Source organism: Terrimonas ginsenosidimutans, from assembly GCF_022012415.1.
Lineage (GTDB): Bacteria > Bacteroidota > Bacteroidia > Chitinophagales > Chitinophagaceae > Terrimonas_A > Terrimonas_A ginsenosidimutans.
In genome coordinates, this window is record NZ_JAKLTR010000023.1 from 53,163 (window position 1) to 68,351 (window position 15,189).

Annotated in this window: 9 protein-coding genes; 4 read left to right on the plus strand and 5 right to left on the minus strand. The window is 45.9% G+C overall.

The features are described 5' to 3' along the window. Nucleotides 1-24 precede the first annotated feature (24 nt). Nucleotides 25-1,848, minus strand: a complete 1,824-nt coding sequence (mutL, locus tag LZZ85_RS25235; RefSeq protein WP_237876425.1) for a DNA mismatch repair endonuclease MutL — start codon at nt 1,846-1,848, stop codon at nt 25-27. Between the two features lie 301 nt (nt 1,849-2,149). Between mutL and LZZ85_RS25240 the strand changes: the two genes are divergently transcribed. Continuing rightward, nucleotides 2,150-5,056, plus strand: a complete 2,907-nt coding sequence (locus tag LZZ85_RS25240) for a serine hydrolase domain-containing protein (RefSeq protein WP_237876426.1) — start codon at nt 2,150-2,152, stop codon at nt 5,054-5,056. A 75-nt stretch (nt 5,057-5,131) separates the two neighbouring features. On the opposite strand, the gene LZZ85_RS25245 is transcribed toward LZZ85_RS25240, so the two are convergent. Both LZZ85_RS25245 and LZZ85_RS25250 read right to left on the minus strand, forming a co-directional pair. After that, the gene (locus LZZ85_RS25245) at nt 5,132-6,613 is read right to left on the minus strand and encodes a PSP1 domain-containing protein (RefSeq protein WP_237876428.1); all 1,482 of its coding nucleotides are present in this window, start codon (nt 6,611-6,613) and stop codon (nt 5,132-5,134) included. 409 nt (nt 6,614-7,022) lie between these two features. After that, nucleotides 7,023-8,222 carry a DNA polymerase III subunit gene (locus tag LZZ85_RS25250; RefSeq protein ID WP_237876429.1) on the minus strand — a complete coding sequence of 400 codons (1,200 nt, stop codon included), beginning with the start codon at nt 8,220-8,222 and terminating at the stop codon, nt 7,023-7,025. Nucleotides 8,223-8,733: 511 nt separating this feature from the next. Here LZZ85_RS25250 and LZZ85_RS25255 point away from each other — a divergent pair. The 3 genes from LZZ85_RS25255 to LZZ85_RS25265 all read left to right on the plus strand — a co-directional run bounded on the left by LZZ85_RS25255 (nt 8,734) and on the right by LZZ85_RS25265 (nt 10,754). Then, nucleotides 8,734-9,189: a hypothetical protein gene (locus LZZ85_RS25255; RefSeq protein ID WP_237876430.1), complete on the plus strand. Its 456-nt coding sequence runs from the start codon at nt 8,734-8,736 to the stop codon at nt 9,187-9,189. Between the two features lie 116 nt (nt 9,190-9,305). Next, nucleotides 9,306-9,644, plus strand: a complete 339-nt coding sequence (locus LZZ85_RS25260; RefSeq protein ID WP_237876431.1) for a hypothetical protein — start codon at nt 9,306-9,308, stop codon at nt 9,642-9,644. A gap of 114 nt (nt 9,645-9,758) precedes the next feature. Continuing rightward, nucleotides 9,759-10,754 carry a hypothetical protein gene (locus tag LZZ85_RS25265; protein ID WP_237876433.1) on the plus strand — a complete coding sequence of 332 codons (996 nt, stop codon included), beginning with the start codon at nt 9,759-9,761 and terminating at the stop codon, nt 10,752-10,754. Nucleotides 10,755-11,028: 274 nt separating this feature from the next. Here the strand turns inward: LZZ85_RS25265 and LZZ85_RS25270 are convergent, their stop codons facing one another. Both LZZ85_RS25270 and LZZ85_RS25275 read right to left on the minus strand, forming a co-directional pair. After that, complete coding sequence (locus tag LZZ85_RS25270; protein WP_237876434.1) at nt 11,029-12,108, minus strand: sensor histidine kinase; 1,080 nt, start codon at nt 12,106-12,108, stop codon at nt 11,029-11,031. 174 nt (nt 12,109-12,282) lie between these two features. After that, nucleotides 12,283-15,129, minus strand: a complete 2,847-nt coding sequence (locus LZZ85_RS25275) for a M16 family metallopeptidase (protein WP_237876435.1) — start codon at nt 15,127-15,129, stop codon at nt 12,283-12,285. Nucleotides 15,130-15,189: the final 60 nt, after the last annotated feature.

Genomic DNA, 15,189 nt, shown 5'->3' on the forward strand with positions numbered 1-15,189 from the left:
TCCTCTTTCACTTCTTTTAACCTCTTAGCTGCGGAACATCCGCTCCAACTGATCCTGCCGGAATTCAAGGTAGGTTGGATTACCATCCGGAGACATATTCGGTTGTTCGCAACTGAACAGGTCGGTGATCAGTTGCCGTTGTTCTCTTTCAGTAAGTCGAGTGCCGGTTTTTACCGCTTGTTGTTTCGCCAGGGAGCGAATGAGTTTTTCGCGCTTGGAGAACTTCACGTCATTACTGAAATGCTTGTATTGTTCGATGAGGATATCGATAATATGTTTCTCATGACCGGCTTCCACATCAGCTGGTGTGCCCTGTATCACAAAAGTATTTTTCCCGAATGGTTCGATCTGGTATCCGAGCTGTTGAAGGTCCGGCATCAGTTCTTCAAGGATCACCGCATCGGCGGGTGTAAGTTCCAGTGTTGAGGGGAACATGCTTTGCTGGCTGGGAATGGATTTTCCGTGGCTGGCAGTGATCAGTTGTTCATACAAAATACGTTCATGCGCCGCCTGCTGGTGCACGAGCATAAATCCGTTTCCGGAGGGGACAGTGATATAGCTGTTCAGGATCTGGGCAAGATCTACTTCTTCAAATCGCTTTGCACGCGGATCTGCCGGATGAAGAGCGGGAGCATCATCTTTTGATGTTTCCGGAAGCGGCTCATAAAAATCTTTCCAGTGCTTCAACTCCTGTTTTTGTTGTGAAGCTTCGATAAAATGTGCCTGATGCTTCTGCGTAAAACCTTTGAAGAGAGAAGAAGAAGATACGGCCGTTTTACGCTCTTCTGTAAATGGCTGCTGAATGGAAGAAAGCTGCTGTATTGATGCGTCAAGCTCAAAATCAAGCGTAGGTGTTACGCTGAATTGCGCCAGCGCATGTTTTACCGCTGCCTGTACAAAAGCATAGACGATCCTTTCATCTTCAAATTTGATCTCCTGTTTTGTCGGATGCACGTTCACATCAACCTGCGTGGGGTCGAGGTCGATGAACAACACATACATCGGGAAGCTGTCTCCGGGGATCATTTCCTGGTAGGCATTCATCACCGCGTGATTCAGGTAGCCACTTTTAATAAAGCGGTTGTTGACAAAGAAATACTGATCACCACGTGTTTTCTTGGCTGTTTCAGGTTTGCCAACAAAACCGGAGATGTTCATGTAATCCGTTTCTTCCTTTACTGCGACAAGCTTTGTATTATAATTGTTGCCAAGTAGCTGGATGATCCGTTGTTTCAGACTTCCTGCTTCGAGGTGAAACAATTGTTGTCCATTATTGGTAAGAGTGAACAGAATATGCGGGAATGACATGGCAACGCGGGTGAATTCATCCACGATATGCCGCATCTCAGCTGCATTGCTTTTCAAAAAATTTCTTCTGGCAGGAACGTTAAAGAAGAGGTTCTTCATCGCGATGCTGGTACCGGTTGGTGTAGCGATCGGTTCCTGTTTTTTTACAACGCTGTTCTCCACTTCGATATAAACACCAGCTTCATCCCCGGCACGTTTCGATTTCAATTCAACCTGCGCAACAGCAGCAATGGATGCCAGCGCTTCTCCCCGGAAACCCATGGTGCGGATATGGAATAGGTCGTCGATACTCTTGATCTTGGACGTGGCATGACGTTCAAAACACATACGGGCATCGGTTTCACTCATTCCTCCACCGTTATCAATCACCTGGATCAATGATTTTCCTGCGTCTGCCAGTATCAGGTGAATGGCCGTAGAGCCGGCATCTACTGCATTCTCCATCAACTCCTTCACCGCGCTTGCGGGGCGTTGGATCACCTCACCCGCTGCGATCTGGTTAGCTATATTATCTGGTAATAAGAATATTTTATCTGTCACGATTTGTTTTCTCCGGCGTCAAAAATAGCGATTTGATGCCAATGCCGTTTAGTGAAGAGTCTTAATTCAATGGCGGATGACCGATGGCTCTGGGCCGGGCAGTTAACAATGAAAAACAGAATGAGTTGTTTCTGATATCTGAAGGACTTATTCAACAGAAACTCCATCGAAAGGCGGAGCCAGGCCATCCGCCATCGGTCATCCGCCATCGAATATTTAAGCAACTATTAAGGCCGTAATCGCATCAAAAGGGTTAATTTTATCGCTATTAATTCTGACGATTAATTTTAATATGATGAGGATGTACCGGCTCTTACTTGCCTTATTGGTGACGACCCCGCTTTTCGCTGATGCACAACGCTCCAGTTCGCTCGGTCAGCAGGAATGGGTAGACAGTGTGTTTAAAAGTCTGACGGAAGAACAACGTATTGCACAGCTGATCGTGATCAGGGCTCACTCCAATCTTGGGGCAGATCACGTGGCAAAAGTTAAAAGTGATATCACGCAGTATAACGTTGGAGCCCTTTGCTTTTTCCAGGGCGGTCCTGTCCGGCAGGCGAACCTTACAAACCTTTATCAAAGCCTGGCGAAAACACCGATCATGGTGACCATCGACGGGGAATATGGTTTAGGTATGCGCCTGGATAGTGTAACACGATTCCCTTACCAGATCACGCTGGGCGCTATGCAGGATACCGCGCTCGTCTATAAAATGGGAATTGCTGTTGGAGAACAATGCAAGAGACTTGGTGTGCACGTTAACTATGCCCCCGTAGTTGATATCAATAATAATCCCAATAACCCGGTGATCGGTTACAGATCATTCGGTGAGGATAAATACAAAGTATCCCGCTTAGGGGTGAGTTACATGCGCGGTATGCAGGATGCAGGCATCATGGCTTGCGCCAAACATTTTCCGGGTCATGGTGACGTGGATGTTGACTCACATTTTGATCTTCCTGTCATTAAAAAAGTACGCAGCCAGCTGGACTCGCTGGAACTGGTCCCGTTCCGTGCAATGATCGAAGCCGGCGTTGGCAGCATGATGGTGGCTCACCTGTTCATTCCCGCTATAGATAAGACGGCTAACAGAGCTACATCTATTTCAAAGGCCAGCATTACCGGCATTCTGAGAAAAGATCTCGGTTATGATGGACTTACATTTACCGACGCACTGGAGATGAAAGGTGTTGCCAAATTCTTTCCGGGAGGAACTATTTCAGTGGAGGCGCTGATCGCCGGGAATGATATGCTTTGTTTACCGGCAAGTGTCCCAGAAACAATTGATGCGGTAAAGAAAGCGATCACGGAAAAAAAACTTACCTGGGATGACATCAATGCCAAATGCATAAAAGTGCTGGTAGAGAAGTACAAACTTGGAATGGCGAATATCAAACCCATTGACACAAATAACCTGTTGAATGATATCAACTCAAAAACGGATGAAATAAGAAAGGAAGTGTCAAGAAAAGCGCTCACCTGGGTGAGGATGGTCAATCCGCTCGGCTTCCGTAAGGAATATCTCAGCCTGCCGCTTGGCAGGGAAAAGAAGATCGCCTATGTTGGCTTTGGTACAACGGAACTTAATGCGTTCGGAAAGCGATTGAAAGATGATCTTGGCGCAGACACGTATTTCTATTCTTATAAAGACGGAATGTCCAAAGGTGGTGCTCTTGTAAAGGCGATCTATGAGGGAAAGTATGATGCGGTGGTGTTAGGTATTCATGGAGTTAACCTTGGCCGTTCAAATAACTATGGCATCAGCAAAGAAGCGATCAGTGTGTGGAATCAACTGAACGCGGGAAATGCGATCACGATGGTATTTGGTAATGTATTGTCAATGGCTAATTTCTGCGCCGCACAATCGCTTGTTGCCTGCAATGAGAATGACGATATTTTTCAAAATACAGCGGCTGACTGGCTCCAGGGACAATTTGTGTCAGAAGGAACATTACCTGTCCGGGTGTGTAATTTTAAATATGGCGAAGGGCTGAAATTTCCTTTGGGAAAAATGAATTTGTTCCCGGTGGGAGAATCGAAGTTCAGTGCCGTTGATTCAATTGCTACCGATGCGATCGCCAAACAGGCTTTTCCCGGTTGTGTGATCCTTGCAGCAAAAGACGGAAAGATCGTTTACCATAAAGCATTCGGTCAGTATAGATATGAGCCATCTGAGCCGGTAACGCTCGAGAGCATTTATGATCTCGCTTCTGTAACAAAAATTTCCGCCACTACTGTTGCCGTGATGAAACTGTATGAAGATGATAAGATCGGGCTGGATAAAAAACTTAGTACCTACCTGCCGTATCTGAAAGGGACAAATAAAGCAAACCTGCTGGTAAAAGATGTTCTATTGCACCAGGCGGGATTGATCCCGTTCATACAGTTTTATAAAGAAACACTTACCGCCTCCGGTTTGCCCAATCCATCCATCTATGCAACATCTTATTCAGCTGAATTTCCCCAACGCGTTGCAAGCGGCATGTATATCCGGAAAGACTGGCGGGATACCCTGCACAAGCGGATCGTCGATAGTAGGCTTGGGGCAAAGAATGCTTATGTATACAGCGACCTCGACTTTATCTTTCTTGGAGAAATTGTAGAAGCTGTTACAAAAATGCCACTCGATAAATACATGCAGGATAGCTTCTATGCAAAGATGAATATGACAACGACCGGTTTTCTTCCGCTGACACGGTTCGCGAAAGAAAATATCATTCCCACAGAGAACGATAATTTTTTCCGCCAGCAACTTTTAACCGGAGATGTGCATGATGAGGGCGCGTCTATGTTTGGGGGTGTTGCAGGACATGCGGGGCTCTTTTCTGATGCGTACGATCTGGCAAAATTGTACCAAATGTTGCTCAATGGTGGCGAGCTCAATGGCCGGCGTTTCCTGGATCTTGAAACGATCCGCCTGTTTACTGCCTATCAAAGCAAATTCAGCCGCCGTGGCTATGGTTATGATAAGCCGGAGAAAGATAATGCAACAAGAAAAGAACCATACCCGTCTTCGCTGGCATCACCGCAAACTTTCGGGCATACCGGATATACCGGGACCTGTGTATGGACTGATCCGAAGAATAACCTGATCTATATTTTCCTTTCGAACAGGGTTTATCCTACACGGGAGAATTCGAAATTATCGACATTGCTGGTGAGGTCTAAGATCCAGGATGCGATCTACAAGGCGGTTGGAATGAATTGATAAATAATGTAAAGGCGTATACAACAAAGAGGCGGTCTCAAAAATTACTTTTGAGACCGCCTCTTTGTTTATTTATTATGCATCTTTTTTAGGTTCCTGTCCTGGCTTTGGCGGGTTTGGATTTCTTGGTGGCTGCGGTCGCCGTTGTTGCTGACCTCCGCCTTGTTGTCCCCCACCTTGCTGGCCTTTTTGTTGCTGTCCTCCACCTTGCTGACCCTGACCAGCCTGTTGTTGAGGCCGTCTTTGTTGCTGCGGACGTTGAGGTTGCTGGCCTTTTTGCTGCTGTCCACCGCCCTGGCCTTGCTGACCCTGCCCGCCTTGTCTTTGTTGCGGAGCACCTCCCTGACGCTGCTGCGGTTGACCACCCTGTTGCGGAGGTCTTGCCTGCTGCTGACCACCACGTTGCTGGTGCTGGCCCTGGCCTTTCTGTTGCTGATGCTGCTGCTTGCGTTTTTTATCCGCCTTCTCCAGGCTGCGCAAACTGATCTGTCCAACCACGTCCACAAATTCCGGCTCAACTTCTTTTACTTTCTGAGAAGTGATCTCTACAGCTTCAAGCTCGTCTGGTACCATGCCCTGCCTGTTCATAGACTTGATCTTCAACACACGTTCAATCGTCAGCGGGTATTGTTTATTGCTGTCCGGCAGGGTATACCACATCAGGTTCTTGAAAATATCTTTTTTGATGAGGTAAGCATTGCCTTTTGCCACCTGGATCTGGTCGCAGTTATCAGGAAAATGCTGCAACGCGTCCAGGTAAGTATCGAGTTCGTAGTTCAGGCAGCATTTGAGCCTGCCGCACTGGCCACTGAGTTTTGTTTGGTTGATGGAAAGGTTCTGATAGCGGGCTGCTGCGGTATTCACCGACTTAAAGTCGGTCAGCCATGTACTGCAACAAAGTTCCCGGCCGCAGCTTCCGATACCGCCTACTTTGCCGGCTTCCTGGCGGGCACCGATCTGACGCATTTCGACTTTTACCTTGAATTCCGAAGCGTATACTTTGATCAGTTCCCTGAAATCGACCCGGCCATCCGCGATATAGAAGAAAGTTGCCTTTCTGCCGTCGGCCTGCATTTCCACCTGGCTGATCTTCATGTCGAGCTTCAGCTGCTTGGCGATCGCGCGGCTGCGGATCACGGCTTCCGGTTCCCGGGCTTTATTCTGTTTCATGATATCAATATCACGATCAGTAGCGATCCGCAAAACCTTTTTCATTTCCGGATTTTCTTCGCGGGCATTCCTTTTTTTCATCTGGAGGCGGACAATCTCGCCGGTCAGAGATACCTCTCCGACATCAAAACCGCTGATCCCTTCCACCGCGATCATCTCACCTTTCTCAAATTGCTGTAATGTCGGATTGCGAAAAAAATCCTTACGGGTTCCTTTATTGAAGCTTACCTCGATCACTTTACAGCTACTGTCTATGTCGGCGATGGGCAAATTATGAAGCCAGTCATAGGTGTTCATCCTGTTACACCCGCCTGTGCTGCAACCTCCATTGCTCTTGCAACCGCCTGGTTTTCCGCCGGTGGCGGTACCACAACTAGTACATCCCATTCTGTTGACAATTAATATATTAAAAAACTATAGAGGTTGGCAGATGCTATTAAGGCTGAAGCGCCGCCAGAAGGCGAAGGTTCTCAAATGCATGCCCGCTTGCCGGACAGCAGAGATAATTGATATATATAGAGACAACCCGCAGCTCAGTTCTTAATAGATCAGGTATCCTGTCATAAGCACATTTCTCTCTCACACCTAACCTCTTAGCCCGAAAATACAATTTTATTATGAAACCTTTCCAGTTTCTCGGGTGCTGAGACCGGCGCAGCATTATTGAAGTCGGGACAGGTCTGACCGGCACAGGAGTATCGCAAAGCGCGCAAAGTACGCAAAGAGTCATTTCAGGGCTAAACCCACATGGCGTCCTTTACGGCTCTTTGCGTTCATTGCGATACTTCTCGCTTACTTATCCGACCACCACTTTATCCCGGATAATATGATAGACTTTTATCGTCAGCGCATGGAAAAGCATTTTCGAATTCGCATTCCGTTCGATATAATAAGCCGCGTTGTCAAGTTCCTGGATGATCGCCTGCTGCTGCTCTATTTCTGTGATCTTATTCAAACGCAAGGCAAAATCCCGGTCTTTTTCGCCGATCAGGCCAGCCACGGCATCCCCGAGGATCCGGAGCCGGACGGACTGCTCAAGCAGGTGATTGAAATAACGGAGAAACTGTTTTTGCTTTTCACGGCCAAGTTTGCTGACCTCTTCCACCCATTTTACCTGGGCAACAGGACCAGTCTTCATGATCGCATTCAGCCAGTCGCGCAAAAGTGTCTGCCAGTCTTCATCAGCATGTTGCACCATTTGCAGCGCTTCGCGATAATTGCCTTCCGCCACGCCGGCAACCTGGCGTGCGATATTCAGGTCGGTATTATTCCGGGCAACGAGCGCCTGCTCGATATCCGCAGGTTCCAGCATCGGGATCTTCACCAGCTGGCAACGGCTCAGGATCGTCTGAAGGATCAGTGATTCATTTTCCGCAACCAAAATAAACAGTGTATTGGGCGGAGGTTCTTCGATCAGCTTCAACAGCTTATTACCCTCATTCCCCAGGTATTCCGGCAACCACATCACCAGCACTTTATATTCACTCTCGAAGCTTTTAAGGTTAAGCTTCCGGATTATATCATTACACTCCTGCGCCGTGATATTTCCCTGCTTGTTTTCAGCCCCGATGAACTGCAGCCAGTCGTACACATTCCCATAGGAATACTGCGTTATAAACTCTCTCCATTCCGTGATGTAATCTGTACTTAGTGGTGGAGACCCTGCTTTTTTCGTCACGACAGGGTAAGAGAAATGTATATCCGGGTGAACGAATTGTTTTGCTTTCAGACAGGCGGGGCATTGACCGCAGGCATCGGTCATTCTAACTGCTGCCGCGGCAGGTTCCGCTTCACCAAAAAGTGAAGGCCCCGCATCTGCCTTTTTACCGTTGACCTTTTCGCAAACCACAAATTGAGCGAAGGCCAATGCGAGTGAAAGACCGCCGCTGCCTTCTTTTCCAAGAAATAAAAGGGCATGTGCAAGACGATTATCCTGCATCAATTCTGGTAATTCCTTTTTCAGCTCCTGTTGTCCGATAATATCTGCGAATTGCATCGCGCAAAGATAAGCGGGATGTAGCAGAATGATGCAGTGGGACAGGATATCCGGATCTTCTGACGCACCTCACTCAGCAGCATCAGTGCAGGAATATCTAAAAACCCAAAGTAGCCGACTGGGGGTTAGGCATTTGCCTGCCTTTCTTGCGGCAACTTTGCGATAACCCCGGGCCGGGATAATTTGTAATGCCCTTGAATGAAAGCCCTTGGTTTAATGTTTTGAAACTGTCTTTTTTAATTCGTCAATCTCTTTCTGTTGCTTAAGAATATAAAGCGTCAGTTCTTTGATCCGATCATCGATGTGGCTGGTCAGACAGTGATGCTTATGAATAAATTTAATTCATGCCTCCGAAATTTTATCTGAAATTCCTGAATAAATTGCGGCAATATTGCCTTTTAAGAGGATATGCTGAATTATATGTCTTTACGAGATAAAGGCGATATTGATAGACATGTGATCTGATCTACCGTAACCATCCAATCAGGAAGTGATCTATAATTTAATGACCATGGAATTATATCTGGTACCCGTTAAAAAAATCAGGAACATCTTTTTCCTCGTACTGGTCGCTAATATCATTCTTACAGCCATCACCTTTATACTTTTTAAGAATAAGGTCCCGTTGATACCGGGTTATCAGGCAGGAAAGAACCTCACAAATCCACTGTTGATATTTATTGTTCTGGTAGCGGTGATCCATGCGTTACAGCAGAGAAAACATTTGATGAGGGTTTGTTCCATTCCCGACTTTGAGCTGAGGCGGGTTCAGTATGAAAAGTTCTACCGTAAAAGAATGATCTGGTATGTGTTTTCAGTAATTACGTCCTGCCTGCTTTGCCTGCTTTCACAAAGAGATATATTCCTTTATTACTGCGGTGCGGATGTGCTGTTGAGCCTGCCCTTTTATCCCAGCGCTTTTTTGCTGAAGCGGGAGTTGAGAACGAATGATATAATATTGTACTAATGAGGTATGATTTGAAATTGTCCAAAGAACAGGAAGATAGGATCGGGATCTGGCACGTGGAGAACCGGCTATCGTCACAGATCCGCCTTTGGCCAATGGACGCACATAACTTTCGCGTGTCGGAAGCCGGCAACTATACCGGTCTGTTAACGAATCCAACTTATACTCTCATCCATATAAAATTTCAGCCTGCATTTGATGGAATGACTGAACAAGTCTTATTTAAATCCGCAATAATTCACGATTTTAAGTTGCAAACAGAAACGAGGGCATATATGAGTATGGATATCGTGAATCCTATTTCTGTAGAAACAATAGGGGGTCAGGATTTTTCAGGTTATAAAGTTTGGGTTTACAATGGGGAGGTCTTCGTGTCCGGGATGTTAAAAGAAAAGCTTGTTTCAATCGCTTCGGAAGATTTTTGGTTTTCGCCGGGATTTTCGCTGTTTGGTTAGCTCCCCGCACATTATATCAGCTGTCAGAGGCTTTCGTTGCAACAACAATATACTTACAGGGGGAAGACAGAAGAATGTTTGTGAAAAACAGCATCTTTGATTTTTATCTGACTCATGAAAAGAGTATCACATAAACCAGGTATTGTCAATACGCTTTGCTGGTTTGACGACAGTGTCATTGACTGGAGCAGCTCCGCCAAAAGATATTACACTTCTGGTGAGCAAAGCGAAGTTTTGTTTCATTACTCATACCCCTATTCATTTGACAGAGCAATTTCTTCAGATGACGGGGTGTATGCGTTCATTTATTGTAGAACAGGCACGAAGGGTCTGTTATTAAAGAATGGACAATTTTTAAGAGAAATCAATCGTTCTGATTATTATGCAGATCAATACGAGTATCCCGTATGTTTTGCTTCATTATCAGACGGCATTACTTATCTCGTACACTGCCCTGTTGAATATTGCAGAATAGATTTAGAGAATGTGGAAACGGGGGAAATTGTTACAAACAGAGAAGATCGTAACGCAGCAGATTTTTTTCATTCAAGACTTTTGGTAAGCCCGGACAATTCAAAACTTATTAGCCGCGGATGGGCCTGGCATCCGTATAGTGATGTAAAGATTTTCGATCTGGAACTTGCCGTCAAAGAACCCTGTTCTTTGGATGAAGGTATGGGGTATCACGACCTTTCATCAGAATTAGCCTGCGCCAGTTTTATTGATAACGAGCGTATATTACTGGCATCACATCAAAGGGCCGATCTTTTCAACGATGAAGCGAACGGCAGTCAAATTGTCCCCGGCTCGATGGCTATATGGAATATAGAAAAAAACAGTTTGTCTCAGCCGGTAAAATCAGCTTGTCCGTTTGATTGCAATCTCTACGCGATCAATGATTGTCTTGCGTGGGATATGCATGACTATCCCAAGATCATCGATTTCGCAACCGGAAAGATCGTTGATGAATGCCGGGAAGTATTCTCTGGCCGGCAGGACTCTTCTATTGTTGCAGACAATTTACAACCTGCGATCACGTTTAACAGCATTACAAAACAGGTTGCTATCTACTCGAACAGTATGATCGAGATACTCACTAATGAGTTATAGCCTGTTTCAGGTAACATATTCCTTATCACTTTGCCTGCTATCAGGCAATGTCAGAAAATAAGTCTCACTGATATTCTCCTCCGGGTGTTTTATTTCTTCCCGGTACCGTGAAATAACGGTGCAAAAAAGGGTTATTAATTTATCGCCTTCCCGCTTCACAGCCTTAGCTTCGCACTTTCGTTAAAAGGACAGCTGAACACTACATTTTTAATTCGTTAGATACTTGGACGGTTTCTTTCCGGAGGTTGGATGATATCCAGCCTTTTTTTGTGCGCTACATGGGGATTTTAAAGATCACGCTTAAACCCTGCGGCTGATTCCGTTCAATACGGATCTCTTCGCCATAAAGCTTTTCCAAACGCTTCCGGATATTTCTTAAGCCAACTCCCGTAGTGTTTTTCAGGTCCTGTAAATTACCGGGATAGCCGCCTCCGGTATCTTTTACCGTGATCAGTAAATGTCCTCCATGCTTTTGGCAAACGATCTTTATAGAGCCCCCGTTTATCATGGGAGAGATGCCGTACTTCAGCGAATTCTCGACCAATGGCTGTAATAACATCGGAGGGATCTTTGCCTCTTCCACTTGTTTATCAACTTCAATGCTGACGTGGAGCCGTTCTCTGAACCGTTCTTTTTCCAGATCAAGATAGGTGCTGATAAACTGCAGTTCGCTGGAAAGCGGAACAAGATCTTCCTGCGAAGATCGCAGCGCGTAACGAAAGGTATCTGCGAGTTCGGCGATCAGGATCCTTGTCTTTTCCTGGTGCGGACTTACGGACGCGCTGATACTATTAAGGGTATTGAAAAGAAAATGCGGTTGTATCTGTGCTTTCAACGCATTGATCTCACTTTGATACGCCAGCTCCATCAGGTCTTTTTCGCGCTCCAGTTGCTTTTTCGATTCGCGCCAGAAATGATATGTATGGAATACACCGATCTGAACAAGGTAGAGGATCCCGGGCATGTAGCAATCAAACAACCCGATGTTCCGTGTTGCCTTCATCGGCTGCCCGATCAGCATCAGTGTTGTCGAACCGATCTTGTAAGCAACTACCAGGTAGATGAACAGCATCGGTAGATGAAGCCACATCTTTTTAACAAAACTGACATTGCGGAGCTTCCGGAAGAACAACCACCAGATCCCTATCATCATAAAGAAGCGGATCCCATCCATGATCAATGTTTCCTTCAGCACACGCCATGCCCAGTATGACTTTTCCGCTGGAGGTACTATCATTGAAAACACCAGCACGCTCAGGTAAATGCAGATAAAAGTCCAGAAGAAAATTGACCACGCCAGGAAGTCTTTTACACGGACTCCCCATAGTAAACGCGCGGTTGGAAGATTAGTCATGTCGGGCGGTAAGCTATAAGTTTACCCGATAGAATAATCCGGATCATCGATGAATTGACATATATGCCGACGAATTGAGTTTAAGTGGTGAATTAGTTACTTACCTGTGTGTCTGACAGATCATCGGCATATAAAAAAGCGGGACCTGCTGGTCCCGCTTTTACAAATAAATTATCAGAAAGCTTTTTTCGGTTCATCCGGGATCTTCACACTCTCCGGGTAAAGGACGGCCTTCACCGCTTTATCAAGTGGCAGAAATTTCTTTGCTGCTGCCTGTATGTCCTCCAGGGTTAATGCATCCACTTTCTGTTCGAATGTCAGGATATTTTCAGGATCCTCTTTGTTGATCCAGCTGTTTGACAGGGCGGAGAGCCAGTAGTTGTTGTTTTGAACACCGACGCGATACTGCTTTTTCCATGTTTCTTTCACTTTGTCAAGGTCTTTCTGTTCAAGTCCTTTTTCCTGAACATGTTTGATCAGCGCATAAAGAGAATCTGTCAGTTTCCCGACGTTTTCGGGGCCGCAGGGAATATTCGCCGAAACAGTATAATGCAAATAGGGGCGTTTTACAACCTGTCCGTATAAGCCGCCTCCATAGATCCCGCTCATTTCTTCCCTTAGCTTTTCCGTGATCTTGATATTGATCGCCTCTACCAGCGCATTCAATTGCATTTTAGCCTCGCGTGTATCTTCGATCGGTCCTTCAAACATCAGGTTGATGAAACTTTGCGATTCCTTGCCACGTTGAATATTGATCGTGCGCGGACCTGCGGTAAGGCGTACCCCATTGTCTTTAAATGAAACGTCCTTTGGTTTTGCAGGAAGTGATGCGATATATTTCAACAACAGCGGTTTTACTTCAGCTCCATCGAGTTTGCCAACGAACGTAAAATGCATACCGTATGCATTGCTGAACAGCTCATTGTAGATCGCAAAGCTCTTATCCAGGCTGATCTTATCATAATCTTCCGGAGATGGGATTCCCGGAGCCCATGGATTATTATTGTAGGCTATTTTGGAAACCGTATCGGAGAAAAACGACTCTGGATTTTGTTTTACAAATTCCAGCTGCGCTTTTTGTTTGGTGACAAATGATTTGAACAGTGCGACATCTTTTCTGGGTTGTGTAAGGTATAAATATGTCAGCTGAAAGAAGGTCTCAAGATCTTTTACACTGCTTCGTCCTTCGATGCCTTCTTCGTTATCGTTAATATATGGACTCACGAAAGCTGTTTTTCCTGCCATGAACTTTCGAAGATCAGTAGGAGTCATATCTGCAATACCCATTTGATTAACGAGTATTGCCGCATTTTCTGCATTCTCTTTATCCGCAAGAGCAAATTTTCCAAAGCCACCCCAGCGCCATGCGTCCATCATGATCTCATCATTTTTATGCGTGGTTGGTTTTAGCGTAACGGTCACTCCGTTTTCAAAAGTAATATCGGTGGTGCCGAGTTTTTCGTTGACAGTTTCACTGAGAATTTTACCGGGGACCGGCTCTTTATCCAAGAGCTTTGTCGCAACTGCTTTTTCCTGGTAAGCAGTCACTGCTTGCTTATTGGCTGCTACCAGTGCAGAAAGGAGCCCTGCATTGTCGGGAAGTTTATCCTTCATCTTTGCCGGAGCCTGTATCATCGCGAATGCATTTTCTGTTCCCGGCATTTTCTTCGCTACTGCATTAACTTCCGCAAGTGTAATGGTGGGCAGCACCTGCTGCAGGAATTTGTAACGGTTTTCAACGCCAGGTGTAGCGGTTCCCTGTAAAAAGTTGTTTACGTATTGAAAGATGATCTGGCCTGATTCAGACTTATCCTTTTCATTAAAGGCTTTTTCTGCGCCATTCAGCAGTGATGACTTGGTCCGGTTCAATTCAGATTCCAGGAATCCAAACTGTCTTGCACGATTTGTTTCAGCCATTAACGCGTTGATCGCCTCCTGCGCTGTCCCCTGCCCGATTACTGCGAATGAAGAGAGTGTACTGTATCCGCGGATAAACTGCTGAAAGGATGTTCCTCCGAAAATGAATGGCGGGTTTTCTTTTTGCGCGAGCTCCGACAGGCGTTGACCGATGAGGGAGCTCACAAGACCTTCAATGATCCCATTGCGGTAGTCGGCCCATGTTTTTACAGGCGTAGCGGGTTTGACATAATTATAGATCTGAACAGTGGTGTTGGTAGCTTCTTCGTCTGTGAGAACGATGGCCTCGGGAGCAGTTCTGGGTTTTATCGGTGTCAGCGCTGCGCGGGCAGGTGCATTAGCCGGGTTCTTTGCTTTTCCAAAATGGGCGATAATGTCTTTCTCTGCTTGTGCCGGATCGATATCTCCCACAACTATTACGGCCATCAGGTTTGGCCGGTACCATTTCGTATAAAAATCCTTTAGTGTTGCATAGCTGAAAGTTTTGAGAACAGTGTCTTTACCGATAGGAAGACGCTCCGCATATTTTGATCCGTTGAGAAGCTTTGGGAAATACTGACGGCTCATTCTTTCCCATGAGCCTTTGCTGAGGCGTGACTCTTCCAGCACAACGCCCCGTTCTTTTTCGACCTCATCCTTGTCCAGGAGATTATTGAATGCCCAATCCTCCAGAACCGTGAAGCCTTTTTCCAGCATGCCTGGTTCATCTGTTGGTAATGAAAGAATGTATACAGTTTCATCAAAGCTGGTATAGGCATTCAGGTCTGCCCCAAAGTCAACGCCTGTCTTCTGGAGAAAGTCAACCAGCTCATTCTTGGGAAAATGTTTTGATCCGTTAAATCCCATGTGTTCCATAAAGTGAGCAAGCCCACGTTGGTTGTCGTTTTCCTGAACAGACCCGGCGTTCAACGCAAGGCGCAGTTCAACTTTTTTTTCAGGTTTGGGGTTTTTCCGGATGTAGTACCGGAGGCCATTTGGCAAGGTTCCTGTTTTTACCGTTGGATCGAGAGGAACGGGATCGGTGAGCTTATACTGTGCAAAGCTGGCAGAAGAGAGAATGCTCAACAGTATTAGTAGAAGCAGTTTGGTGTTTTGGATTTTCATGTCAAGAAGGTTTTAGAACTATGAATTTAGTTCTAATGGCCGTAATAAAAAATTAAAGCC